Below are 24397 nucleotides of genomic sequence, written 5' to 3'. Positions count from 1 at the left end.
CTAACCCACACGCTCACGCCGGCCGAGGATACCCTGCGGTCGGAACAGAAGAACAACAATCATGATGAACAGGGCGCCGACGTACTTGAGGTCGGCGGGGAGGCCGAACACTGTAGTCAGTTCCACGAAGATGCCGACGACGATCGAGCCGATCAGTGCGCCGAACACGGTACCCAAGCCGCCGAGCGTGACGCCGGCGAAGATGAGCAGCAGGATTTGCGAGCCCATATCGAAGGTGACACCCGGGCGGTAGTAGGCCCAGAGGATGCCGCCGAGCGAAGCGAGCACGCCGCCCACGATCCATACGATGCGGATGACGGAGTCGACGTCGATGCCCGAGGCGGCTGCCAGCGCGGGGTTGTCTGCAACTGCGCGGGTTGCCTTGCCGAGTCGGGTCTTCAGCAGGACGATGCCGATCAGGGCGATAACCACGGCACTGATAATCAGGGACCACAGATTGTTCGGAGAGATCGAGACAGGCCCGATTTGGATCTCGCTACTTTGTGCGCCCGGGAGTTGCTGTGTTGCACCGCCGAAGAAGAATTGGATGACATAGCGAATGGCCAAGGCGAGGCCAATGCTGACGATCATCATAGGGACGAGGCCTGAGCCACGCTTCCTCAGGGGGCGCCACAGTCCTGCGTCCTGGACGTAGCCAAAGAGACCGCCGCCTACCAGTGCGAGCAGGATGGCCAGCCAGAAGGGGAATCCGAAGGCATTGAACATGAACACCAGTACCGCACCGAGTGTCACCATCTCACCGTGGGCGAAGTTGGTCAGGCCGGTGGTGCCGAAGATCAGGGAAAGGCCTACCGAGGCCAGTGCAAGGAGCAGGCCAAAGCTAAGACCCGCCACCAGGCGGTTGAGCAGGTTCTGGCCGAAGTCCTGTTGCTGGACCACGATGCCCTCGCCGAAGGCAAAGATCACCGACAGGTTGGACGTCTGGCTGAACGTGACATCGCGGGGATTGTCCTGGCCCTCGGCCAGTGCGATGCCCTCCGGCAAGGTGGAGGTGTCCAGCTCGATGGTGTAGGTGCCCTGGACGGGAACGCCGATGGTCCACGCTCCGTTGGCTCCGGAGGTGGCTTCACCTTCAAACCCGTTGCCCGTGGCTTTGATCTTGACGCCCGGTATAGGGGCCCGGGCATCATCGCGGAGGAACCCGCTGATGTTGTTCTGGAAAGTCGTCGGGGACGGCGAAGGCGAGGGGGTGGTTGCCTGTGCCGAGGGGGCGGCGATCAACAGAGCGGCGATGAGGGCTGCGAACAGCGCCCCCACAGCTCTCTGCAGTCCTTTGGACCGTCTCATGGACGGGTCGCGCAGTGTGCTTCTCAAAATGGAAACCTCCACAGTGGGGGTGGTCCCGGCTGCGCCTTTGCAGCCGGTGCGAACGGTCATGGGGCTTGTGAACAGTTCTTGCCTAGCTGCCTCGTTTGTGATCTAAGTCACCCATGTGTGGTTTATGTTACCGCTCGGTGGGGTCAATGAATGCCCAGTTCGGGGCTGTGAAGATCGCGATCGGATAACAACTGTGAAGCTATAGGCAACTACTGATGTAGCAACGCTTAAGTAAACCTTTGTTGTTTGGGGGTGCTCCTAAACGTTTGGGGGAAGCCGCTGGTCCATTTTCTTGTCACGGTTGAGTTTCGTCTGGGTGAACAAGGGAACTTTCCCTGCCGCGCGCGCGTGGTAATTGGTACCGTGAACTATCACTAGCCCTTTTTCAGGAGGACACCCGCAATGGCACTTGGCGGAAACCCAGTCTTCAACGGAAAGAATTTCCGTGGAGCAAAGCAGGCCCCGCCTGTACCGCAGAACCCGTACGGCCAGCAGTTCAATCAGGCACCCGGCCGTGCACCGAGCCAGGTCATGGACGGCCATGCAGCATGGTCTGCCCAGCAGCAGAACATGACCAATGAGCAGCTGCAGCAGATGTACAACCAGCCAGCTGCCGGCCCGGCCGACACCGGCCGCATGACCTATGACGACGTCATCATGAAGACCGTCGCCTGCCTCGTGGTTCTCATCATCGGTGCCGGCGTCACGCTCTTCGTGGCGCCCGCCCTCTCCACCATGCTCATGATCGTTGGTGCCTTGGGCGGCTTCGTCCTGGCACTGGTCAACACGTTCAAGAAGCAGCCTTCACCGGCCCTGATCCTTGCCTACGCCGGCCTCGAGGGCCTGTTCCTCGGTGGCCTCACCCGTATCCTGGACGGCATGTACCCCGGCGTCGGTCTCCAAGCCGTCATCGGAACGCTGGCAGTCTTCGGCGTCACCCTGGTGCTCTTCAAGAGCGGCAAGGTCCGCGCCACTCCCAAGATGGTGCGCTTCTTCATGATCGCCACCATCGGCTACGCAGTCTTCGCCCTGATCAACATGGTGATGATGTGGACCGGCGCTGTTCAGGAGCCCTTCGGCCTCCGCACCAGCTTCGAAATTGCAGGCATTCCGCTGGGTGTCTTCATCGGCATCCTGGCCATCGGCCTGGCAGCGTTCTCGCTGATCATGGACTTCACCAGCATCGAAGAGGGCGTCCGCGCCGGCGCCCCGGAGCGTTACTCCTGGGTTGCCGCCTTCGGCCTGACGGTCACGCTGGTTTGGCTCTATGTGGAAATCATCCGTCTGCTGGCAATCCTGCGAGGCGACGACTAACTCTTCTGAGTCCGTCAACGCGAAATGCCCCCGAAGAGTCTTCGGGGGCATTTTTGCGTTCGTGAGGGGCGAGGTCTCGGGAGTAAGAGGGGCTCAAAGGGTCGATATCCAACCCCTCGCGCGTGGCAGCCCTCAGCTCAGGCGCTCAAAGACCACTGCCATGCCCTGGCCTCCGCCGACGCACAGCGTGGCCAGCCCCAGGGTTCCGTCGCGTTCCTTGAGCCCGTTGAGGAGAGTGCTGGTCATCCGGGCCCCGGTCATGCCGAAGGGATGGCCCAGAGCGATGGCGCCACCATGGACGTTGAGTTTTTCAGGATCGATCCCCAGTTCACGGGCGCTCGCCACCACCTGCACGGCGAAGGCTTCGTTGAGCTCAACGAGGTCGATGTCGTCCATTGTCAGTCCTGCCAGGGCAAGGGCCCGCCGCGTCGATTCCACGGGTCCCATGCCCATGAGTTCGGGGGAAAGGGCACTGACGCCTGTTGAAACCACCCGCGCCAGCGGTTGCAGGCTGAGTTCACGGGCGCGCGCGTCACTCATCACCACCACAGCCGCGGCCCCGTCGTTAAGCGGACAGGCATTACCTGCAGTCACGGTGCCTTCCGCGCGGAACACGGGCTGTAACGCGGAGACGGCTTCCAAAGTGACCCCGGCTCGGGGTGAGTCATCGCGCTCCACCACACTTCCGTCCTTGCGCGTGTAGGGCGAGATGTCGCGGGCATAGAACCCTGAGGCGATGGCGGCTTCGGCGCGATTCTGGCTCAGGACACCCCACTCGTCCTGCTCGGCCCGGCTGATTCCGTAGCTCGTGGCGACGTTCTCGGCAGTCTGGCCCATGGAGATGTAAATGTCTGGTAGTCGCCCGCCGAGCCGAGGGTCGGTCCACGGGATGTTGGAGGCCGCCCGTGCCGCAGTGCGTTGGCCCGCTGCTTCGAACAGCGGGTTGTGGTTGGCGGTATCGGTTTCGCCGGCACCGGACCAGTCCTGATACCTGGACACGCTCTCCACCCCGGCGGACACGATTGCGTGGGCTTCCCCGGATCTGATGGCGTGGAAGGCCATCCGAAGGGTTTGCAGGCTGGATGCACAGAAGCGGTTGATGGTGGCTGCGGGTACGCGGTCCAGCCCGGCGAGTACCGCCACAACCCTGGCCATGTTGGATCCGGCCTCGCCGCTGGGTTCAGCGCAGCCCAGCAGGATGTCGTCCAAGCCTTGGCCGTCCTCCGCGCCGGGATCGAAGCCTGGAACTTTTGCGAGGGCGGCCCGCACCATGGCGGTGGCCAGGTCATCCGGACGTTCGTCCTTGAGGGAACCCTTGAAGGCACGGCCAATAGGGCTTCTGGCAGTAGCAACGATGACAGCCTCAGTCATGGCCCCAGCTTACGCCCGGCATCCGATGGAACGCCGGGCGTTCGCGCGGTGGAACTGAACGCGTCAGGCCAGGCGAAGCGCTCCCGCAGCCGGGGTGACGGTGAAGATGTCCGGTGCGGTGAAACCCGCCTCCGCGAAGGAACGCACGACGGCGTCACGAACCTGCTGCTCTTGGCTCACCGGCGTCAATGCGATGGCTGAGCCGCCGAAGCCGCCGCCCGTCATGCGGGCGCCTATGGCACCGTTGGCCCGGGATGTGTCCACGGCAAGGTCGAGTTCCGGGCAGGAGATCTCAAAATCGTCGCGCATGGAAACGTGGCTGGCGTCCAGCAACTCCCCGATGGCGGCGGGACCCAGCTTGCCCAAGGTTTCCACTGTCTGAAGTACGCGATCATTTTCGGTGACCACGTGGCGGACGCGCCGGAGCGTCGTCTCGTCCAGCAGTCCGGAGGCTTCCTCCAAACGCTCTACGCCGACGTCGCGCAGTGCTGTGACGCCAAGTATCTCGGCACCCAACTCGCAGGATGCGCGGCGGGAGGCGTAACCGCCGTCGGCGTGCGAATGCGACACCTTGGTGTCGATGACCAACAGGACCAAGCCCGACGCTTCTGCGTCGAACGGCACCAGCTCCACATGCTGGTCACGGCAGTCCAAGAACACCGCGTGTCCCTTGGCGCCGCGCAAGGATGCTGACTGGTCCATGATCCCGGTGGGTGCGCCAACGAACACGTTCTCGGCGCGCTGGGTAGCGAGCACCAGGTCTTCGGCAGCGAAACCCGCGCCGGTCAACTCGTTGAGGGCCGAGATGACGGCGCACTCGATGGCGTGTGACGACGACAGACCCGCACCGGAGGGAACGTCGGAATCCAGCAGGAGGTCAAAGCCGGGGACTTGGATGCCACGTTCCTTGAGTGCCCAGGCGACGCCGAGGGGGTAGCGTGACCACCCCTCACCGGATCCGGGCTCCGAGTCCGCGAGGTCAGCCTCCACCACGCCGTGCCCGCCAAAAGTGGACAGCATGCGAACCCTGGAGTCGTCGCGGACCCGCAAAGCCACCTTTGCTGTCTTGTCGATGGCGAAGGGCAGTACAAAGCCTTCGTTGTAGTCCGTGTGCTCGCCGATCAGGTTGACGCGTCCAGGTGCCTGCCACACGCCGTCGGCAGCTGCGCCGAACGTTTCCTGGAAGCGGGCGGCGAGGACGCCGGTGTCGGTGGTGGTGGTCATGCTCGTGTGCCTTCCAAGGTCTTGTTTGAAGCCGGTGCTGCGGCGACGCTGCGCAGGCGCTCCGCCACCGCTTCGGGTGTGGTGTCGTTGATGAACGCTCCCATGGCGGCCTCGGAGCCGGCCAGATACTTGAGCTTATCGGCAGCGCGGCGAGGTGACGTCAGCTGCAGGTGCAGCTGGCCCGCCGGGCGAAGAACCGGGTCCAGTGGTGCCTGGTGCCAGGCCGAAATGTACGGCATGGGGGTGGGGTAGAGGGAGTCGAGGCGCTTTAGCAGGTCCAAGTAGACGTGGGAAAGCTCATCGCGTTCTTCCCCTGTGAGGGCCGCGAGGTCGGGGACGCTGCGATGCGGAACGAGGTGAACTTCCAAAGGCCAGCGCGCCGCGAACGGCACGTAGGCGCTGAAGTGCTTGGCCTCCAGGACCATGCGGCTGCCGTCCTCGCGTTCAGCCTTCAGGAGCGAGGCCCCGAGCGTTTCTTTCGCGTCGACGTCGTCGTAGTACTTCCGGGCTACCGCCCCGAGCTGGGCGGCACGGGGAGTCACATAGGGGTACGCGTAGATCTGGCCGTGCGGATGGTGCAGGGTGACGCCGATGTCCGCACCGCGGTTCTCGAACGGAAACACCTGCTTGATGCCGGGCAGGGCGCTCAATGCTTCGGTGCGCTGGGCCCACGCTTCAATGACGGTGCGGGCACGGGTTTGGCCGAGTTCGGCGAAGGAGCCAGTGTGCTGCGGTGTGAAGGCAACTACCTCGCAGCGACCGTATGCCGCTCCCTTGAGGTTGTGACCGGAATGCCCGGGAGCCGGAACCGGGGGAATGTCGCCCAATGCCGGGCCCAGGGAAGGGAAGCGGTTCTCGAACACCACCACGTCATAGTCCGAGGCCGGGATTTCGGAAGGGTTCGCCGCAGTGGTGGGGCAGATGGGGCACTGATCAGCAGGGGGAAGGTGCGTACGGGTTTGGCGATGGGCAGCTACCGCTACCCAGTCACCGGACAAAGCGTCATAACGCACCTCGCCCGGCTCGCCACGGGCGGGAAGCTCGCGGTGGTCCACCAAGGAATCCGGTGTTCGCTCCGGGGTTCCTGGGTCGTCGAAGTAGATCAGCTCTCGGCTGTCCGCGAGGCGGGTGCTGGTGATGCGGCTCATAACTACATCATTCCACAAGTGACCAAAAACGCATAGTTTCTAACAAAAGCTAACATTCGCCGCGTCATGACGGTTCTCCAATGCAGTACGGTATTGCCATGTCTGCCTCCCCGTCGCCAGCCGATAGCACCCATCAATCCGAGTCCCGCCGCTTCGCCACGGGCCGACAGTTCGAGCTCCGCCGGGGCGATGCGCTCGCCGTCGTCACCGAGCTCGCCGCCGGCCTGCGACTCTACTCCCGGGGCGGAGTCCAGTTGACCGAAAGCTACGGCGACGACGAAATTTCGCCCGGTGCCACGGGCATCACCCTGGCGCCCTGGGCCAACCGGGTAGAGGACGGGATCTGGTACCTGGAAGGCAAGAAGCAGCAACTCGACATCACCGAGGCCTCACGCAACAACGCCAGCCACGGCCTGTTGCGCAACACCGGGTACGTGTTGGTGGACGAATCCGAGTTTTCCGTGACGCTGGAAGCCACAGTCTTCCCCCAGCACGGCTACCCGTTCCTGGTGCGGCACCTGGTGCGCTACGAACTCGACCAGAGCGGAGACCTCCGTGTCTCGCAGACGTTGATCAACGATTCGCAGAGCACGGCGCCCTTTGTCCTGGGTGCCCACCCGTACCTGCGCGTCGGCGATGTCGCCCCCGAGGATTTGGTCCTGACGGTGCATGCGGGCACTCGACTGGTAGCGGACGAGCGACTGATTCCGCGAAGCACCGCTCCCGCAGACGGTCAGTACGATTTCTCCGGCGGGTCGGTGGTGGGCAGCTTGCTGGTGGATGTCGCCTTGACGGACCTGACGTACGACGGCGGCATAGCGCGCCATACGCTGACCGCGCCGGATGGCCGCAGCGTAAGCCTTGAACAGGATGAGAGCTGCCGGTACGTCCACGTCTTCGTCACAGACACCTTCCCGGGCCGATCCAAAGCCGTGGCCATCGAACCCATGACAGGGCCGGCCAACGCGTTCAACAGCGGCGATGGCCTGCGCTGGCTGGCACCCGGAGAAGCTTTCACCATGCGCTGGGGAATTGCGGCATCCCTGTAGGCTCTTCGCCCGTAAATGCCACCGAATGTCTCGGAAGTGAGAGCCGGTTTCCCATACGGCCTGCCCTACGGAATTATGGGTTCATGACGCCAACACCGGACGCCAAAACACGTTCAGACCGCCAAATTGCCGAAGACATCCCCTACGGGGTGCGCATTGCTGCAGCCTGGTCCTGGCGGGCAGGCCTGATCCTGCTCATGATCGGCGCCATGGTCTGGCTGCTGGGCAAGGTCAGCTTCCTCATCATTCCAGTGATGGTTGCTGCGCTGCTGGCCGGCCTCCTGCATCCTGTGGTGGCTTGGCTGCGCAACCGGAAGGTGCCCAACGGAGGAGCAGTCGCCATCACCGTGTTGGGCTTCATCGGCGTGATCGGTGGTGCCCTTGCGCTGGTGGGCAGGCAACTTGTCACGGGCTTCGGTGCGCTCTGGCAAGAGGCGCTGGCAGGCATCCAACAGATTCAGACCTGGTTGGCAGATGGCCCGCTGCACCTCACTGCGGACCAGATAGACCAATACATTTCCGATGGCGCGAATGCGCTCCAGAACAACAGCAGCAGCATCCTCAGCGGGGCATTGTCCTTCGGCAGCACCGCCGGACACTTTGCGGCGGGGCTTGTCCTGGCCCTGTTCATTCTGATCTTCTTCCTGCTGGAGGGCCCCCGCATCTGGGCTTTCCTGGTCCGGCTCCTGCCCAAGAGCGCGCGACGGGCCACCGATGGCGCCGGGCGCCGGGGCTGGACGTCCATGGTCAGCTACGTGCGGATTCAGATGTTCGTCGCGTTCGTGGATGCCGTGGGCATCGGCGTTGGTGCGGCCATCATCCAAGTCCCGTTGGCCCTGCCCTTGGCGGTCCTCGTCTTCATCGGCTCGTTCATTCCGGTGGTCGGTGCCCTGGTTACCGGTGCCATCGCGGTCCTGCTCGCCCTTGTGGCCAACGGACCCATCAACGCGCTGATCATGCTGGCAATCGTCCTGGTAGTGCAGCAACTTGAAAGCCACATCCTGCAGCCGCTGGTCATGGGCAAGGCCGTGGCGCTGCATCCTGTGGCTGTGATCCTCTCGGTTGCCGCCGGTTCATACCTCGCAGGCATCCCCGGTGCCCTGTTCGCAGTCCCGCTGCTCGCCGTAGTAAACACGGCAGTTCGCTACATTGCGGGCCGGACGTGGGAACATGATGAAGGATTGGGCGGTGTGGAACTCCAGCCGGCAGCCGCCTCGGCGGGGCCAGGCGGCGACGCCAACTTCAAGGAGGTCCACCTCCCGCGGCCCGAATCCCGCCTCGGTAAGGGCGTCGCCGGCAAGACCAAGGCTTCGGGGAGCACCTCTGTCGAGGAGCCTCAAGCCAACACCAACAAAGGAGAATAGTCAGTGAATACCCTCGAAACCCTGCCCGTCACGCTGGACGATGTCCTCAAGGCGCAGGAGCTGCTCGAGGGCATTATTACCAAGACTCCGGTGGAGTCGTCCCGTGCGCTGGGCAGCCTCGTGGGCGGCAACGTCTTTTTCAAGTGTGAGAACCTGCAGCGTGCCGGCTCGTTCAAGGTCCGGGGCGCCTATGTGCGCATGGCCCGGCTTACGGACGACGAAAAGAAGCGCGGCGTAGTAGCGGCATCCGCAGGCAACCACGCCCAGGGTGTGGCTGTAGCCGCCAAGAGCCTGGGCATCAATGCCCGCATCTACATGCCGCTCGGCGTGGCCCTGCCCAAGCTGGCGGCCACGCGCAGCCACGGCGCTGAAGTCGTTCTGCACGGCCACAACGTGGACGAAGCGCTTGCGGAAGCGCAGCGCTACGCCAACGAAACAGGCGCTGTGTTTGTTCACCCCTTCGACAACGTGGACGTCGTTGCCGGTCAGGGCACCATCGGGCTTGAAATCCTGGACCAGATCCCCAACGTGGACACCATCCTCATGGGTGTAGGAGGCGGCGGGCTGCTGGCAGGTGTGGCTGTGGCCATCAAGGCCAAGGCCAAGGAGCTCGGCCGCGAAATCAGGGTCATCGGGGTCCAGGCCGAGAACGCCGCCGCGTACCCGCCGTCCCTCGCCGCTGATGCCTTGGTGCCTCTGAAGAAGGTCACCACCATGGCCGACGGCATCGCCGTAGGACGTCCCGGGCAGTTGCCCTTCAGCATCATCCGCGAGCTCGTGGACGATGTGGTCACCGTGAGTGAGGACTCCCTCGCCCGGGCCCTGATCTTCCTGCTCGAGCGCGCCAAGATGGTGGTTGAGCCGGCCGGGGCCGTCGGAGTAGCTGCGCTGATGGACGGCAAGATCGAAAACCCGGGGAACACCGCCGTCGTGCTTTCCGGCGGCAACATCGATCCCATGCTGATGCTCAAAGTCATCCAGCGCGGTCTGTCGGCCGCAGGCCGCTTCATGACGGTCCGCATGATGCTCGATGACCGGCCGGGTTCGTTGGCCACCATTGCCCGTATCATCGCTGAAAACGATGCCAACGTCACTGGCCTGGACCACACCCGCTTGGGTGGTTCCATCAGCATGGGTGACGTCTCCATCACTATCAACCTGGAAACCAAAGGCCACGAACACGGCGAGCAGGTTCTCGGTGCACTCCGGGCCGAGGGCTTCCAACCAATCGTGGTGCACTGACGGGAGGGGCGCCCATGGTGCTCGGAATGCCTGAGGGCTCAAAGGAAGAGGCTAGGGAGTCGCTCGCCGGGCGGGCGAAAGGCGGACTGCTCTTCATGGGCGGATTCGTCATCCTGCTCTACGTCATCGAGATCCTCAACACCTTGATGCGCCATGGGCTCAACTCGACTTTCGGCCTGCGCCCACGTTCCATGGACGGCGTGCTGGACATCCTGACGTTTCCCTTGCTGCACGCGAACCTGAACCATTTGCTGTCCAATACCTTGCCGTTGATCATTTTCGGTTTCCTGGTGTTCCTGTCCGGAATCCGGGTGTTCATCACGGCATTGGCCTTCAGCTGGCTCGGATCAGGGCTGGCGGTGTGGTTGATTGGCGGGGGAGGCGTGACGGTGGGAGCCTCCGGACTGGTGTTCGGTTTCTTCGCGTTCCTGCTGGTGAGGGGATTCTTCAACCGCAGCTGGTGGCAGATCCTGCTCTCCGTGGTTCTGTTCATGGCTTACGGCAGTATCCTCTTCGGGGTGCTGCCGACGGTGCTGGGTTACGTCTCCTGGCAGGCGCACCTCGGCGGGGCCGTGGGTGGTGTGATTGCCGCCGTCCTGCTTCGTCCCAAATCCAAGCTCGTCGCCTGACCCGGTTGGTTTGGCCGGGCACGAAAAAACGCCGGCCCGCCCCGCGAAGGGGTGGGCCGGCGTCGTGTATTTCAGGCCGGTTTAGCCGCTGCTTAGGCGACGTAGGGCTTGGCGGAGACGATCTCCACCTGAATTTCCTTGCCGTTGGGGGCAACGTAGCTCAGGCTGTCGCCTTCCTTGTGGCCGATGATGGCCGCACCCAGGGGTGACTTTTCGCTGAAGACATCAAGATCGGAATCTCCGGCGATTTCGCGGGAGCCCAGCAGGAACGTCTCTTCGTCGCCTGCGATGCGGGCAACAACCAGCATTCCGGGCTCAACGATTCCGTCGTCGGCGGGGGCTTCGCCCACCTGCGCATCACGCAGAAGTGCGGTGAGCTGACGGATGCGGGCTTCGATCTTGCCCTGCTCCTCCTTGGCGGCGTGGTAACCGCCGTTCTCCTTGAGGTCGCCTTCCTGGCGGGCAGCTTCGATCTTCTGGACGATTTCCGCCCGGCCAGCGCCGGAAAGGTGGTCCAGCTCAGCCTGCAAGCGGTCGAAAGCTTCCTGGGTAAGCCAAGCCGCAGTGGCGCTATTGGTGGTAGACACGGATTTCTCCTCTAGATCTGACAATGCAAAAGACCCCGCCGAGTTGGCCACTCATGAATCTCAGTAACCAACTTAACGGGGTGAAGGTTTCATCCATTGTAGTAAATCCTTTGGACGAACCCAAACCGGTTGAGTCGTGGGTCACACGATTGTTATTTACCGCTGTCCACGATCCAGCAATTGTCCACAACTCCGGAGACTGCCGGGGACTCGGTCCTCAGGGCTGTCCGCTGCATGGTGGTGCTGCCGCCATCGGGATCGTCCTGGGGATCGTTGGGGCCGATCTCCACTACCTTCCAGCCAACCACCGCGAACTTGGAATCCAGGGCTTTTATGGCACATTTGGCTGTGGCTCCGGGGTATTTAGTCACCTGGTAGTCCACTTCTGCCTGGGTATCGTCCACGGTGCTGTAACCGATGTCCTTGAACGTGACCGGGGCCTGAGCCGAGCCGGTTGCTACGTACGCGGCGAACGCAATCCCGAGGACCAGGGCGGCGATGACAATGTTCCGCTTGGTTTTGCGGGTCATGGCGCGCTTTTGACCGCCGTATCGATTGGCTAGGCTGTTGCTTGCCGGTACTTGGGTGGCCGATAGGTCCTCTGAAGTCACCCGTCCAGTTTAGTGCCGATCCCGGCGCCCCATCACCGCCCCGCAAAAGCGCGATCCATGAAAGAGGAGCCGTCACGTGACAGCGTCCAGCAGTTCCGAGCAGCAGCTGCGGCTGCTCGCCGTCCACGCCCATCCGGATGATGAGTCCAGCAAGGGCGCAGCAACCATGGCGATGTACGCCGCCGCGGGAGTAGGCGTCATGGTTGCCACCTGCACGGACGGCTCGCGCGGCGACATCCAGAACCCCGCCCTGGAGGATGCACCCCACCCCAAACGGGACATGGCCGGTGCCCGGCGCCTTGAGATGGCCAACGCGGCCGAGGTCCTTGGAATCCAGCAGCGCTGGCTCGGTTTTGTAGACTCGGGACTTCCTGAAGGAGATCCCCTCCCGCCGCTGCCGCCGGGATGCTTCGCCCTGCAGCCACTGGAGCGTGCCACGGCGCCCTTGGTTCGGCTGGTCCGTAAGTTCAAGCCGCACGTCATCCTCAGCTATGACGAAAACGGTGGCTACCCCCACCCGGACCACATCATGGCCCACAAGGTTGCGGTGGAAGCTTTTGAAGCCGCAGGCGATCCTGAGCGCTATCCCGGCATGGGTGAGCCATGGGCGCCCAGCAAGCTTTACTACGACCGCGCCTTCAGCCCCGAAAGATTCCGTGCGCTGCATTTTGCGTTGGAAGAAGCCGGGCTGCAATCGCCGTATGCCGAGCGGCTTGCTGCGTGGTTGGAGGCCGACGCGGAAGGTCACACAGCTCCGGTGGCAGGGCACCAAACCACCACCCAGGTTGATTGCGGTGATTTCTTCGAGGCCCGGGACGACGCCCTGCGCGCACACCGGACCCAGATCGATCCCCTCGGCTTCTTTTTCGCGGTATCGCCGGATCTGCAGCGGACCGTCTGGCCGTGGGAGGACTACACCCTGATCAAGTCCACGGTGCCTTCAGAGCTGCCCGAGAAGGACCTCTTCGCGGGGATAAGATAGGAGCGCCGGTAGTTTCTATCGATCGTAGAAATTGCCGTGCGGCCAATCAGCTTCCCGGCTACGCGCTGCCAGTCGGCACGCACCAGCTCCCATAGAAGGTTTGAAAGTGCATCACTTGATTCTTGCCCTGACCGTCACTCCGTCGCCTGATCCCACGGGCACGCTGCGGCCCGGCCTGTCCGAGGATCAGGTGACGCCGGGTACGTGGGGCTTCGTCCTCACGGCCTTCATCGTGATCCTCACAACCTTCCTGATCGTGGATATGGTCCGCAGGATCCGCCGCGTCCGCTACAGGGCCCAGGTGGAGGAAGCGCGCCTGGCCGCCGAGGCGGACGAAGCCGCCGGGGAAGGGAGCCCTGCCGAGGCCGGCAGCCCCACTGAAGAGAATGGCGATGGCGGTCCTCGGACCCGCTGAAACCGGCGGCCCCGCTGAAACCGGCGGCCCCGCTGAAACCGGCGGGCCGGACTGGCCCGGGGCAAGCAACGCCCTTGGGTCGGAACCGTCTGCCTATTTACGCCAGCACGCGGACAATCCCGTCTTCTGGCGTCCTTTCGGCGATGAGGCCTTTTCCTTTGCTGCCGAGCGCGATGTCCCGGTGTTCCTCTCCATCGGCTACGCGGCATGCCACTGGTGCCACGTCATGGCTCACGAATCCTTTGAAGACCAGGAAACCGCCGATTACCTGAACGCCCACTTTGTCCCGGTCAAGGTTGACCGGGAAGAGCGGCCGGACGTCGATTCCGTCTACATGGCGGCTACCCAGGCCATCAGCGGCGAAGGGGGCTGGCCCATGTCCGTCTTCCTCACCCCGGACGGGCTCGCCTTCCACGCGGGGACCTACTTCCCGCCGGTTCCCTTGCCTGGCCGGCCCTCCTTCCGAAACGTCCTGGAGGCAGTCCATGAGGCGTGGGTGGAGCGCCGCGATGCTGTGGAGCAGAACGCAAGGGGACTGGCTGCGAACATGGCCGGTGCGCAGCTGGGCGGCGCTGTCCGGTTCGATGGCCCTCCTGAAGTGCTGGACGCAAACGTTCTCCCGGAGGCCGTAGCGCTGTTGGCCCGCTCAGAAGACCCCGACGCCGGTGGCTTCGGCAGCGCTCCCAAGTTCCCGCCGTCGGCGGTTCTTGAGTTCCTCATCAGGCATGCGGCGGCACCGTCCGATACTGCGGACGCGGCCCGCGACATAGCCGCCCGCGCGCTGGCGGGCATGGCCCGCTCGGCTTTGCGCGACCAGCTCGATGGCGGATTCGCCCGCTACTCGGTGACGGCAGACTGGTCTGTGCCGCACTTTGAAAAGATGTTGTACGACAATGCGCAGCTGCTGCGGCTTTACGCCCACTGGGTCCGGCTTGGCGGCAACGAGGTCTTCACGGCGGGCGAGGCTGCATCCGTGGCCTCGAGGTGCGCCGAGTGGATGGTGGACTCCCTCAAGCTGCCCAACGGCGCCCTGGCCTCCTCCCTGGACGCCGATACCGTAGTGGGCGGCGTGCATCACGAGGGCGCCACGTATCTGTGGACTCCCGAGTCGCTCCGGGAAGCTCTTGGCCCGCGTGACGCCGAGGCTGTGGCGGACATGATGAACGTTGGTGCCCGGGGGACTGTTTCGGAGCTTGGCTCGCCGCTTCACCCTGCGCGGACGTTGACCGACGCCGAGAGCAGGCTATGGCAACGCGTCCGGCCGGTGCTGTTGGCATCGCGTAATCTCCGGAACCAGCCAGCCAGGGATGAGAAAGTGGTGGCCGGGTGGAATGGCCTGGCCGTGGCAGCTCTCGCGGAAGCGGGTGCCATTCTGGACCGCCCGGACTTGGTTGCTGCAGCAGAAGCCGTAGCTGAGTACTTGGCGGACGTTCACTGGGACAGCAGTTCGCAGGTGCTGGTCCGGGTTTCGCACGATTCGCGTGCGCGGGGCATTGGTGGTCTTCTTGAGGACTACGCATTCTGCACGGAGGGCTTCTTGGCTCTCTATGCTGTCACGGGCACCAAGCGGTGGTACCGCTTGGCTGAGGAGCTCATCCTGGCAGCATGTTCACGCTTTGTGGAGAACGGTCATCTGGCGGACTCTGCGGGGGAGTCCGCACAGGTTTTCAACGCCCAAGGGCAGCACGCAGCCCTGGACCCGTTCGATAATGCCACCCCAAGTGGCGCCGCCGGGTTCGCTGGCGCCCTGTTGACTTACGCCGCGTACTCCGGTTCCCACCAACACCGGCTCATGGCCGGCAATATCCTGGGCCTGCTCCCGCCCCTCGCCGCACGCGCACCGCGTGTGGCCGGTTGGCTGCTGGCCACCGCGCAAGCTGCGCTTGCAGGGCCGGTGGAGGCCGCCGTCGCAGGTTACGACTCGCCGCTGCGGCGCGAGCTGCACAGCGCGCTGTTGAAGTCTCCCAGCCCCGGCCTGGTGGTCGCTTTGCAGTCGGACGACGGCGGGTCCCCGGCGGGGGAGGCCGAGGTCCCTTTGCTGCTCCACAGATCGGGTGCGCCGGACGGATCACCGCAGGTTTACTTGTGCCGCGACATGGTGTGCGAGAGGCCGTTGGGCGATGTGGCTGCGGTCCAGGCCCGTCTGGCAGCCATGGCGTTGGGTGCTTCCTAGCCGGCCAAAGGGAAGCTAGCTCAGCACTGCCAGCATGATCGCCACGAAGTGGGCCGCGAAAGCCAGCACCGTAAAGGCATGGAACAGCTCATGGAAGCCGAAGTGCTGGACGCTGAAGTTCGGTTTCTTGAGGGCGTAGAACACCGCCCCTGCGATGTACAGGGCGCCGCCGACGCAAATGAGGATCGCTGCCGGGGCGTTGGCGGCGAAGAACTGGGGGAGGTAGAACAACGCTCCGCAGCCCAGGGCTATATAGACGGGCACATACAGCCAGCGTGGAGCGTGTGTCCACAGAATCCGGAAGAGCACGCCGACTATCGCTCCGGACCAGACCAGCCACAGCAAGGTAATGGCCTGTGAGCGCTCCAGCAACGACCATGCCAAGGGCGTGTAGCTGCCGGCGATTACCAGCATGATGTTGGTGTGGTCCAGCCTTTTGAGCAGCATTCGGACCTTGGGCGACCAGTTTCCGCGGTGGTAAACGGCGCTGACGCCAAACAGCAGGAATCCCGTCAGGCCGTAGATGGCGGAGGTGATCTTGCGATCAGGGGTGGGGGCAACCGTCACCAGGATGATCCCTGCCGCCAGTGCAAAAGGAGCGGCAACGGCGTGGATCCATCCACGCCATAGGGGCTTGGTTTCGAGGAGCTCAGCCATAGGTCAAGAATAACTTACGTTTCGGTAAGTTACCTGCTGGTAACAAATAGTGAAGCGATTTTGACCGGCGACTGCACCGTCCCGGTTGCTCGGGACGGTAGCCTTGGATGTGCGCCGTCGTCGTACAAGCAAGGAAGTCAGGTGAGAGTCCGGTGGAGCTGCCCGGTTTCCTCTATGGCTTCTACGAGCGCAAACTGCTGCGCTCCCTCAAGCAGGACAGAATCCCTCGACATATCGGCGTCATGGTGGACGGCAACCGACGGTGGGCGCGCCAGTTCAACGCACCCACCAGCCAAGGGCACCAGGCGGGCGCGGACAAGATCCACGAGTTCCTCGGGTGGTGCCAGGAACTCGGCGTCAAGGTTGTAACCCTCTACATGCTCTCCACGGACAACATGAGCCGTTCCGGTGAAGAACTGGATCTCCTCATGGGCATCATCGCCAACACCATGGACCGCCTCGACGAAGACGAAGACGTCTCCGTCCACGCCATGGGGGCGCCGGAACTCCTGCCGGACTACCTGGCCGAGCGCCTCAACAAACTCACGGCCCGTACCCCCGTCCACGAAAAGATCCACGTGAACGTGGCAGTGGGCTACGGTGGCCGCCGCGAAATTGTCGACGCCGTACGCGAACTACTGCACGACGCCGACGCCAAAGGACGCAAAATGTCCGACGTCGCAGATGAACTTTCGGTGGACGACATCTCCAAGTTCCTCTACACCCGCGGCCAACCCGATCCTGACCTCGTCATCCGTACCTCAGGCGAGCAACGGCTCTCAGGATTCCTCATGTGGCAAAGCGCCTACAGCGAGTTCTACTTTTGCGAAGCTCTCTGGCCGGCCTTCCGCAAGGTCGATTTCCTGCGGGCCCTCAGGGACTACGCCGGGCGCCAACGGCGGTTCGGAACCTGAACGCGCCCCGGTTCACCAAAATTTAACGAACCGGACATACGACTTGCCGACCACGGATTGCGGAAATGAATGTGGCGAGGATTACGTTAATCCCATCAGCAGGCAAAACCGCCCGCTGATCGGGGAGGCCAGTATATGGAGCGGACCATCGCACCAGTTACATGGGAGGCCACGCCCGGCCTTCCGGCCGAGCCGCTTCACCATTAGGCCGGGCGAACTGCCCGGGGCTGGAGTCGATGTGGCTATTTCTGAGCAACTGCCCGCAATGGTTTCCGACGGGGAAAGTGCAGCTACCTCTCGCGCCAAGCGGGTCTCACAAAAAGCGCGGACCACAACGTCCGCCACAGGCCGCAGCTACGTGATCGATACGTCCGTCCTGCTATCCGATCCACACGCACTGTTGCGCTTCGCCGAACACGAAGTCATCGTCCCCATCGTGGTCATCAGCGAACTGGAAGGAAAACGCCACGATCCCGAACTGGGCTACTTCGCCCGAAAAGCCCTAAGGCTCCTTGATGATCTGAGGATCGAACACGGCGGACTGGACCACGCCATCCCCATCGGGAAAGACGGCGGACTCCTCAGGGTGGAAATGAACCACATCTCACCGGAGGTGCTCCCCGCAGGATTCCGCGGAGGCGACAACGACAGCCGCATCCTGGCCGTCGCCAAAAACCTGGCCAACGAAGGCCACAACGTCACGGTTGTCTCCAAAGACCTCCCCATGCGCGTCAAAGCCTCCGCCATGGGGCTCCACGCCGACGAATATCGAAACGAACTCGTCAAAGACTCCGGCTGGACCGGCATGGCCGAAGTGGACGCGACCGAAGAAGAAATCACCACCCTCTACGGCCACGAACCAGCCTTCATCCCCGCAGCCGCGGAACTCCCCGTCAACACCGGACTCGTTCTCCTCTCCAACCGCGGCTCAGCCCTCGGCCGGGTAGGGGCAGACAAACAAGTCCGGCTCGTTAAAGGCGACCGCGACGTCTTCGGACTCCACGGACGCTCAGCAGAACAACGGCTCGCCATCGACCTCCTCATGGACCCCGCCGTCGGCATCGTCTCGATCGGTGGTCGCGCAGGCACAGGCAAGTCCGCGCTAGCCCTCTGCGCGGGCCTGGAAGCCGTCCTGGAACGCCGGGAACACCGCAAAGTAGTTGTGTTCCGCCCCCTCTACGCAGTAGGCGGCCAGGAACTCGGCTACCTCCCCGGCTCCGAATCCGAAAAAATGAACCCTTGGGCGCAAGCAGTGTTCGACACCCTCGGGGCACTCGTCAGCCAGGAAGTCGTGGAAGAAGTCATGGACCGGGGCATGCTCGAAGTCCTCCCACTGACCCACATCCGCGGACGTTCACTCCACGACGCCTTCGTGATCGTGGACGAAGCACAGTCACTCGAGAAAAACGTGCTCCTCACCGTCATGAGCCGCATCGGACAAAACTCCAAGATCGTCCTCACCCACGACGTCGCCCAGCGCGACAACCTCAGGGTAGGACGGCACGACGGCGTGGCCGCAGTAGTGGAGACGCTCAAAGGACATCCGCTGTTCGGGCACATCACGCTGACCCGGTCCGAGAGGTCGCCTATTGCTGCCCTGGTGACGGAGTTGCTCGAAGGGGCGGAGATCTAACCTCGCTGCACGAAAGGCGAAGGCCAGACATCCTCTGCGTGCTAGCTCGTTCCTCGCTTTTGACGCACGCTGCCGGATGCCTGGCCTTCGCCTTGCTCGCCGTACTGTCATGACCCCTGGAGCTTGAGGTAGGTTTTTAGACCTTCGTGGCCTTGGACTTTGAGGGTCCAGGCGGGGCGTTTGAAGGTGGTGGGGGTGAGGTGGACTCTTTGGACCGTTTCCACTTTTTCGCCCCAGCCATCGCGGAAGATGCCGTTGAGTTCGTAGCCCAGGGCGGTGGAGACGCCCAGGGATTGTTGGTTCCAGACAGCTGCCTCGGACTCGGCTACTTCCGCGTCCAGGTAATCGAAGGCGTAGCTTACGACGGCGGCACGCATCTCCTTGCCGAAGCCCTGGCCCTGCGCGGACCGCTTGAGCCATGAGCCCGTGCTGACTGTTTTGAGGGTGTGGAAGTTCTTGGCACCGATGTCCTGAACGCCCAGGAGGTCGTCCTCGTGCCAGACACCGAGGAGGAGGGTCCAGGATTCCTTCGTGAAATTGGCACGGCAGCGCCAATACCACTGGGCCATGTTCGGGGCGAGTTCGTCGTCTGGAAGTTCTGCCCACGGCATGCTGAACGGGCTCCTTCCGGGTTCGTGCACGCCGGAGCGGGCCGCCGCTACGGCTGAAGGGATGTCGTCGTCAAGAACGGGACGGAGGGTCAGCCTCGGGGTGGTGAGGGTGAGTCCGAACGGGGGCCATATTTCTGCCAGCGATGTCATCGCCGTAGCTTAGCCCGGATGGCGGGTAGCTCTCAGGCGGCCGGGCCGATATCCCATGAGATGTGGCGCCGGACGTCCGTGAGGTTCATCGATTCCGCAAGGAAAAGGTCGTCCAGCATGTACTCGTCCACTGCAAGGATCCTGAGCCAGTGGCCTTTGCCTGCGGAGTCTCCGTCCAGGCTTTCGCTGGCGACACAAACGCCGGTGCCGGTGTCGATCCTGATCATTGTCCGGCCGGAGTGCGCCAAGGGTTCAGTTGGGTCCGAGGGAACGTACGTCCGGCTTGGTGTGACGATGGTTTCCAAAGCCGGGCGCCCCTCATGGTCCACCTCACGGGTTTGTTCGAGGAAGACGGGATTGGTGTCAGGAAACTCCAAAGGGACAGGTGCGTTGCCGGCAAGTTCCACGGGATCGAGTGCGGCGGCGAGGCGACCGTTACCAAAGGAGGGCTCACCGTAGGCGGCCTCGGGACGCCGGCGGACCAGGCCGGCGTCGTCATAAACGGGCGTCACAAGATGAGCCGGAAGTAGCCACGAACGCCGTGTGGCACTGACGTAAAGATCGTCCCGGGAATCGTTGATGCCGGTGGTGCTGTGCAGGAGTTGGCCGTCCGGGGTCTCGAGGCGAAGTGCACCCGGGCGCCTGAGCCAGGCCCGGACCATGGTGGCCCCGGACGCGGGCCGTTCAAGGTACTCGAAGCGGAGGCTGGTCCACTTCCACGGCGAAGAACGGCAAAGATTGCGGAATGTGGAGGACAAGTCAAAACCCGGTCCAGCTGCACTATAGCGCCCCATATCCACAGTTTACCCACGCGTTCAAGCGGGCCGGATCGCCAAAGCGGGATAGCATCCGAAGGTGATCCGACGACTCTCAGACCTCTGGACGGACAGCCCGCTCGGCTTTTGGCTCGTGGCGGCCGCGTGCCTGTACTTCATGGTGATGGCAGTGCGGCTCACGGTGATAGATATCCGGAGCCACCTGCTGCCGAACCGGATTGTGTTCCCTTCCTATGCGGTGGCTGGAGTGCTGTTATTGGCTGCGGCACTACTGGCGTACTTCGCCGATGCACCCACGGAGGGTGCATCGGGGGCTGTGCTCTTTGGTGTGCCCGGCCTGGGTGTGATTGCCGGCGGTGCCGTGCTCTGGCTGTTCTACTTTGTGCTGCGGCTCGTTCACCCGCCGGGGATGGGCTTCGGTGACGTGAAGCTGGCCGGAGTGCTGGGCCTCTATCTGGGCTACCTGGGGTGGAGCCACATTTTTGCCGGGACGTTTGCGGCCTTCCTGTTGGGAGGGCTGTGGAGCCTGGGTATCCTGGTGGCCCGGCGAGGCACGCTGCGCTCGGCCATCCCGTTCGGCCCGTTCATGCTGGCGGGCGCGGCTGCCGCAATGCTGATCCTTCCTGCGTGAAGCCAGTCACCACTCGTCCCGGCCCAACTGCGGCCAAATTGCAACGCTCCCCGTATTCTCGGCGTTCACCGGGCTGGGTCATGCTTAGCCCAGCGAGTGTTCGGACGTGGTTGAGGGCGTTGGAGGGTGCAGTGAGACGGAACAGCTTGGGTTTCTTGCTTGGAGCGTCCATTTCCTGTGCCGTCCTGCTGACCGGATGCGGGCAAGCAGTCAACGATCCTGGGGTGACCTCGGGATCCGGGATACAACCGGGGATGACGCAACAACCGGGCACTGAGCAACAGCCAGACCCGACGCAGATGCCCTTGACACCCTGTGAAGGCGGCCCGCTGGGCTGTTCCGAGTTTACGTCCGTGCGGGGAACCGATGCCACGGGAGAGGTGGCGTGGCTCGGAACAGACCCGCTCACGGTGAGTTCCAGGAAGGCCAACGGTGAGTGGACCCTTTTCGTCCACACACCGTGCAATTATCTCCAGGTAGCAGTTTCGGTGCAGAACGATGTCCTGACGCAGCTGTGGAGGATGGTCTCCGATAGGGGCTGCCAGGAGCCAACGGACGACTACCAGGCCTGGACAGAGCAGCTCTTTGAACAGCCTGTTCAGTGGAAGCTGGACGGCGATACGCTCACCTTGCGCAATTCACACGCCACCATCGAACTTAAGGAAAGCTGACACCATGGGTGCACCCGAATTTGTGCTCAGACTACGGGAAAAGATCGGCAACGACCCCCTCTGGCTGCCGGCTGTGCGGGGAGTGGTGTTTGATGACGAAGGCAGGGTGTTGTTGGGCCAGCGTGCCGATAACGGCCATTGGACACTCATCACCGGCATGCTGGAACCGGGAGAACATCCTGCGCCCGGGCTCGTGCGGGAAATCTTCGAGGAAACAGCGGTGGTGGCCGAGACCGAGCGCATCATCGGCGTCGGGGTTGTGGGGCCGGTGACGTTCCCCAACGGCGACGTCTGCGACTTCCTGGACATCACGTTCCGCTGCCGTTACGTGTCCGGCGAAGCCCAAGTCAACGATGACGAATCATTGGCCGTCGGGTGGTTCGCGCTGGACGAGCTTCCGGACATGAGCGCCGGAAATCTTGAAGCCATCAGGCTCGCCACGGAGCCCGAAGGCCCCGTGGCGTACCAAGTGGAGGACTAGCGTTACTGGCGTCCCGCGTCAGCACGATCCTTGTCGAATCCCTCCGACGCCAGCAGATCGGCTTCCAAACGCGCAGTCTCCAGTCGCTCTGCCTCGAGACGGTCAGCTTCCTCGCCGCCCACAGCCTCACCGCGTGCCACCATGCCGGCGGTATCGGAGAGGGGGATCTGCTTCAGAGTAATGGCCAGGATCAGCGCGATGGCGATGAACGGAACCAGGTACCAGAACACCGGTGCCAGTGAATTGGCGTAGGCGTTGACGATCGCATCGCGCAGCTGTTCAGGCATCTGTGCCAACGCCTGGGGGTCCAGCGTGCTGGTGGACTGCGAAGCCTGCTCGGCAGAGGCCCCGGCACCTGTGAAGGCCCCGGTGAGAGACTCGGCCAAGCGGTTGGTGAAGATTGCTCCAAAGACGGCGACACCCAGCGATGCACCTACCTCGCGGAAGTAGTTGTTGGTGCTGGTCGCCGTACCGATCTGGTCAGCGGGAACAGAGTTCTGCACCACCAGGACGATGACCTGCATGATCAGTCCAAGGCCCGCACCGAAGATGAAGAGCTGGACGCAGATGACCCAGATGGGGGTGGAAGCTGCGAGCGTGGTCAGCCACAGCATGGCAGCGATGGTGAGCGCTGCACCCAGGATGGGGTACATCTTGTACTTGCCGGTCTTGGAAATTCGGATACCGGAGTAGATGGACGTGCCCATCAGGCCAACCATCATGGGCAGCATCAGCAGGCCGGATTCAGCCGCCGAGGTTCCGGACGACATCTGCAGGAACGTGGGAACGAAGGCGATGGCCGCGAACATGCCCAGGCCCAGCGTGAAGCCGATGGCCGTTGCGTTGATGAAGATGGGGTTCTTGAACAGGCTCAGCGGAATGATGGGGTCCTCGGCGCGACGTTCAACCATCACGAAGGCGAAGGCCGCCAGGACCATGCCGGCGCCAAACGCCCATGTAAGTGGCGAGTCCCAGCCTTCGTCCTTCTTGCCACCAAAGTCGGTGAAGAAGATGAGGCACGTGGTGGCAGCGGAGAGGAACAGGACGCCGAGGATGTCGATCTTCTTCTCGGCCTTCTTGTTAGGCAGAGTCAGGGTGAACCAGGCGGTGATGAACGCGGCGATGCCAATGGGGATGTTGATGTAGAAAGCCCACTCCCAGGTCAGGTGGTCCACAAAGAACCCACCCAGCAGGGGTCCGGCCACAGCGGAGAGACCGAAGATGGCGCCCAACGGGCCCATGTACTTGCCGCGCTCCTTGGCCGGAACGATGTCGGCGATGATGGCCTGCGAGAGGATCATGAGTCCGCCGCCGCCCAGGCCCTGAATGGCGCGGAAGATCACGAAGCCCCAGAAATCAGTGGCAAAAGCGCAGCCCACGGACGCGAGCGTAAACAAAGCGATGGCCACAAGGAACAAGTTTCGACGCCCCAGGATGTCACCGAACTTGCCGTAAATGGGCATCACGATGGTGGTTGCCAGGAGATAGGCAGTGGTGATCCATGCCTGGTGCTCAACGCCGCCCAGCTTGCCCACGATGGTAGGCATGGCAGTGGAGACGATGGTTTGGTCGAGGCTGGACAGCAGCATGCCTGCAATCAGCGCCGAGAAGATGATCCAGATTCGCTTCTGGGTCAGCAGCAGCGGTTCAGCTGCCTTCGAGAGTGTACTCATGCGGGGTCCTTCGAGGTCTCAAGGGGGTTAGGGCCCAGTTGGTGGTTCGTGGCCAACGGCTGGGCAAAAAGTTTCCGTGCGGCGTTGAGGTTCTGTTCGAGGATCCCGCGGTAGGGGCGCTCATTGTCCTCAGAGAAGAACTGCTGTGCTGTCTTTTTGGACACTGCCCCGAACAACACAGTTGCTGTCATGACTTCGGGGTGCCCCGGATCCAGCCCTTCGCGCGCGGCTACCAGTGCGGCGAATTGCCGTTCGCGGGCTTCCCCTTCGAGGGTGAGCCGTGCCAGGAGTTGCGGTTCGGCCGTAATGGCCGCGATGAACTGTTGGACCTCGGTACGGCTGATGGATGAGCGCTCCATGAGGGTCACGGTGAGCACGTGCAGAGCTGCGAGGAGGGACCCGGAGATGCTGTCCGGCGTGCGGGAAGGGTTCCGGTTGAACGCCTCCAGTGCTTCTTCGGGCAGCTCATCCGAGAACGAACCGATCACGGCGTCTTCCTTGGAGTGGAAGTAGTTGAAGAAGGTCCGGCGCGAAATCCCCGCCTCTTCGCAGACCTCCTCAACAGTGAAACCGCTCAGGCCATGCGCCGCTGTCATGGAACGCGCGACAGCGGTGATCGCCGTCCTCGTGGCAGCGCGCTTGCGCTCGCGGAGGCCACCATCAGTATTTGCACTATTGCTCACAGAGTAAAGTTTTGCACTCTTGGGGTCAAAGTGCAAAAAGAGTGTGGAAGTCGCTGTACAAACCTTCCGG

At 63.1% G+C, this 24397-nt stretch carries 24 protein-coding genes; 13 read left to right on the top strand and 11 right to left on the bottom strand.

Features of this window, described 5'->3' with window-relative positions:
* Nucleotides 1–1398: a branched-chain amino acid ABC transporter permease gene (locus tag AC1RJY_RS01105; RefSeq protein ID WP_014921099.1), complete on the bottom strand. Its 1398-nt coding sequence runs from the start codon at nucleotides 1396–1398 to the stop codon at nucleotides 1–3.
* A 342-nt stretch (nucleotides 1399–1740) separates the two neighbouring features.
* Between AC1RJY_RS01105 and AC1RJY_RS01100 the strand changes: the two genes are divergently transcribed.
* Nucleotides 1741–2652, top strand: a complete 912-nt coding sequence (locus AC1RJY_RS01100; RefSeq protein WP_017198702.1) for a Bax inhibitor-1/YccA family protein — start codon at nucleotides 1741–1743, stop codon at nucleotides 2650–2652.
* Between the two features lie 132 nt (nucleotides 2653–2784).
* Here the strand turns inward: AC1RJY_RS01100 and AC1RJY_RS01095 are convergent, their stop codons facing one another.
* From AC1RJY_RS01095 to galT, 3 genes are all read right to left on the bottom strand, one after another.
* Nucleotides 2785–4023 (bottom strand): acetyl-CoA C-acetyltransferase, encoded by a 1239-nt coding sequence (locus tag AC1RJY_RS01095; protein WP_210064360.1) that lies wholly within the window; start codon nucleotides 4021–4023, stop codon nucleotides 2785–2787.
* A gap of 63 nt (nucleotides 4024–4086) precedes the next feature.
* On the bottom strand, nucleotides 4087–5247 hold the full coding sequence (galK, locus tag AC1RJY_RS01090) for a galactokinase (RefSeq protein ID WP_014921100.1): 1161 nt from the start codon (nucleotides 5245–5247) through the stop codon (nucleotides 4087–4089).
* A complete protein-coding gene (gene galT / locus AC1RJY_RS01085) occupies nucleotides 5244–6395 on the bottom strand; it encodes a galactose-1-phosphate uridylyltransferase (RefSeq protein ID WP_043805900.1) in 1152 nt (383 codons plus the stop codon). The genes galK and galT overlap by 4 nt, the downstream gene beginning before the upstream one ends.
* Nucleotides 6396–6475: 80 nt before the next feature.
* On the opposite strand from galT, the gene AC1RJY_RS01080 reads away from it, so the two are divergent.
* The 4 genes from AC1RJY_RS01080 (at nucleotide 6476) to AC1RJY_RS01065 (ending at nucleotide 10679) form a co-directional block, all read left to right on the top strand.
* Nucleotides 6476–7444 carry an aldose 1-epimerase family protein gene (locus AC1RJY_RS01080; RefSeq protein WP_011774011.1) on the top strand — a complete coding sequence of 323 codons (969 nt, stop codon included), beginning with the start codon at nucleotides 6476–6478 and terminating at the stop codon, nucleotides 7442–7444.
* Nucleotides 7445–7527: 83 nt separating this feature from the next.
* Complete coding sequence (locus AC1RJY_RS01075; protein ID WP_011774012.1) at nucleotides 7528–8808, top strand: AI-2E family transporter; 1281 nt, start codon at nucleotides 7528–7530, stop codon at nucleotides 8806–8808.
* A 3-nt stretch (nucleotides 8809–8811) separates the two neighbouring features.
* On the top strand, nucleotides 8812–10050 hold the full coding sequence (gene ilvA, locus AC1RJY_RS01070) for a threonine ammonia-lyase (RefSeq protein WP_011774013.1): 1239 nt from the start codon (nucleotides 8812–8814) through the stop codon (nucleotides 10048–10050).
* A gap of 14 nt (nucleotides 10051–10064) precedes the next feature.
* On the top strand, nucleotides 10065–10679 hold the full coding sequence (locus tag AC1RJY_RS01065) for a rhomboid family intramembrane serine protease (protein WP_011774014.1): 615 nt from the start codon (nucleotides 10065–10067) through the stop codon (nucleotides 10677–10679).
* A gap of 92 nt (nucleotides 10680–10771) precedes the next feature.
* Here AC1RJY_RS01065 and greA read toward each other — a convergent pair whose 3' ends face one another.
* Nucleotides 10772–11266 carry a transcription elongation factor GreA gene (gene greA, locus AC1RJY_RS01060; protein WP_011774015.1) on the bottom strand — a complete coding sequence of 165 codons (495 nt, stop codon included), beginning with the start codon at nucleotides 11264–11266 and terminating at the stop codon, nucleotides 10772–10774.
* Between the two features lie 152 nt (nucleotides 11267–11418).
* A complete protein-coding gene (locus tag AC1RJY_RS01055) occupies nucleotides 11419–11877 on the bottom strand; it encodes a DUF4307 domain-containing protein (RefSeq protein ID WP_011774016.1) in 459 nt (152 codons plus the stop codon).
* A 76-nt stretch (nucleotides 11878–11953) separates the two neighbouring features.
* Between AC1RJY_RS01055 and mca the strand changes: the two genes are divergently transcribed.
* The 3 genes from mca (at nucleotide 11954) to AC1RJY_RS01040 (ending at nucleotide 15447) form a co-directional block, all read left to right on the top strand.
* Nucleotides 11954–12859, top strand: a complete 906-nt coding sequence (mca, locus tag AC1RJY_RS01050) for a mycothiol conjugate amidase Mca (protein ID WP_043805901.1) — start codon at nucleotides 11954–11956, stop codon at nucleotides 12857–12859.
* Nucleotides 12860–12965: 106 nt separating this feature from the next.
* Nucleotides 12966–13274, top strand: a complete 309-nt coding sequence (locus tag AC1RJY_RS01045) for a hypothetical protein (protein WP_014921104.1) — start codon at nucleotides 12966–12968, stop codon at nucleotides 13272–13274.
* Nucleotides 13246–15447: a thioredoxin domain-containing protein gene (locus tag AC1RJY_RS01040; RefSeq protein ID WP_498600978.1), complete on the top strand. Its 2202-nt coding sequence runs from the start codon at nucleotides 13246–13248 to the stop codon at nucleotides 15445–15447. The genes AC1RJY_RS01045 and AC1RJY_RS01040 overlap by 29 nt, the downstream gene beginning before the upstream one ends.
* A 15-nt stretch (nucleotides 15448–15462) precedes the next feature.
* Here the strand turns inward: AC1RJY_RS01040 and trhA are convergent, their stop codons facing one another.
* The gene (gene trhA / locus AC1RJY_RS01035) at nucleotides 15463–16104 is read right to left on the bottom strand and encodes a PAQR family membrane homeostasis protein TrhA (RefSeq protein WP_011774020.1); all 642 of its coding nucleotides are present in this window, start codon (nucleotides 16102–16104) and stop codon (nucleotides 15463–15465) included.
* Between the two features lie 107 nt (nucleotides 16105–16211).
* Between trhA and AC1RJY_RS01030 the strand changes: the two genes are divergently transcribed.
* Together AC1RJY_RS01030 and phoH2 are read left to right on the top strand one after the other, a co-directional pair.
* A complete protein-coding gene (locus tag AC1RJY_RS01030) occupies nucleotides 16212–17018 on the top strand; it encodes an isoprenyl transferase (RefSeq protein ID WP_011774021.1) in 807 nt (268 codons plus the stop codon).
* Nucleotides 17019–17256: 238 nt separating this feature from the next.
* Nucleotides 17257–18651 carry an RNA 5'-3' helicase PhoH2 gene (phoH2, locus tag AC1RJY_RS01025; protein WP_043469923.1) on the top strand — a complete coding sequence of 465 codons (1395 nt, stop codon included), beginning with the start codon at nucleotides 17257–17259 and terminating at the stop codon, nucleotides 18649–18651.
* Nucleotides 18652–18758: 107 nt separating this feature from the next.
* Here phoH2 and AC1RJY_RS01020 read toward each other — a convergent pair whose 3' ends face one another.
* Both AC1RJY_RS01020 and AC1RJY_RS01015 read right to left on the bottom strand, forming a co-directional pair.
* On the bottom strand, nucleotides 18759–19412 hold the full coding sequence (locus AC1RJY_RS01020; protein ID WP_498600976.1) for a GNAT family N-acetyltransferase: 654 nt from the start codon (nucleotides 19410–19412) through the stop codon (nucleotides 18759–18761).
* Nucleotides 19413–19444: 32 nt separating this feature from the next.
* Nucleotides 19445–20206, bottom strand: a complete 762-nt coding sequence (locus AC1RJY_RS01015) for a hypothetical protein (RefSeq protein ID WP_051024918.1) — start codon at nucleotides 20204–20206, stop codon at nucleotides 19445–19447.
* A gap of 61 nt (nucleotides 20207–20267) precedes the next feature.
* Here AC1RJY_RS01015 and AC1RJY_RS01010 point away from each other — a divergent pair, with 61 nt between their 5' ends.
* The 3 genes from AC1RJY_RS01010 to AC1RJY_RS01000 all read left to right on the top strand — a co-directional run bounded on the left by AC1RJY_RS01010 (nucleotide 20268) and on the right by AC1RJY_RS01000 (nucleotide 21971).
* Nucleotides 20268–20819, top strand: coding sequence for a prepilin peptidase (locus tag AC1RJY_RS01010; RefSeq protein ID WP_498600974.1), 552 nt, complete (start codon nucleotides 20268–20270; stop codon nucleotides 20817–20819).
* Nucleotides 20820–21172: 353 nt separating this feature from the next.
* Nucleotides 21173–21490: an META domain-containing protein gene (locus tag AC1RJY_RS01005; RefSeq protein ID WP_143711619.1), complete on the top strand. Its 318-nt coding sequence runs from the start codon at nucleotides 21173–21175 to the stop codon at nucleotides 21488–21490.
* 4 nt (nucleotides 21491–21494) lie between these two features.
* On the top strand, nucleotides 21495–21971 hold the full coding sequence (locus tag AC1RJY_RS01000; protein WP_498600973.1) for an NUDIX hydrolase: 477 nt from the start codon (nucleotides 21495–21497) through the stop codon (nucleotides 21969–21971).
* A 2-nt stretch (nucleotides 21972–21973) separates the two neighbouring features.
* On the opposite strand, the gene AC1RJY_RS00995 is transcribed toward AC1RJY_RS01000, so the two are convergent.
* Nucleotides 21974–23644, bottom strand: coding sequence for an MDR family MFS transporter (locus AC1RJY_RS00995; protein WP_498600971.1), 1671 nt, complete (start codon nucleotides 23642–23644; stop codon nucleotides 21974–21976).
* Complete coding sequence (locus AC1RJY_RS00990; RefSeq protein WP_498600969.1) at nucleotides 23641–24327, bottom strand: TetR/AcrR family transcriptional regulator; 687 nt, start codon at nucleotides 24325–24327, stop codon at nucleotides 23641–23643. Before AC1RJY_RS00990 ends, AC1RJY_RS00995 begins: the two co-directional genes overlap by 4 nt.
* Nucleotides 24328–24397: the final 70 nt, after the last annotated feature.

The sequence above is a fragment of the Arthrobacter sp. GW822-FHT05G07 genome, assembly GCF_058799755.1.
The sequence above is the reverse complement of the archived record's forward strand: the minus strand, read 5'-3'. Positions and strand labels throughout refer to the sequence as shown.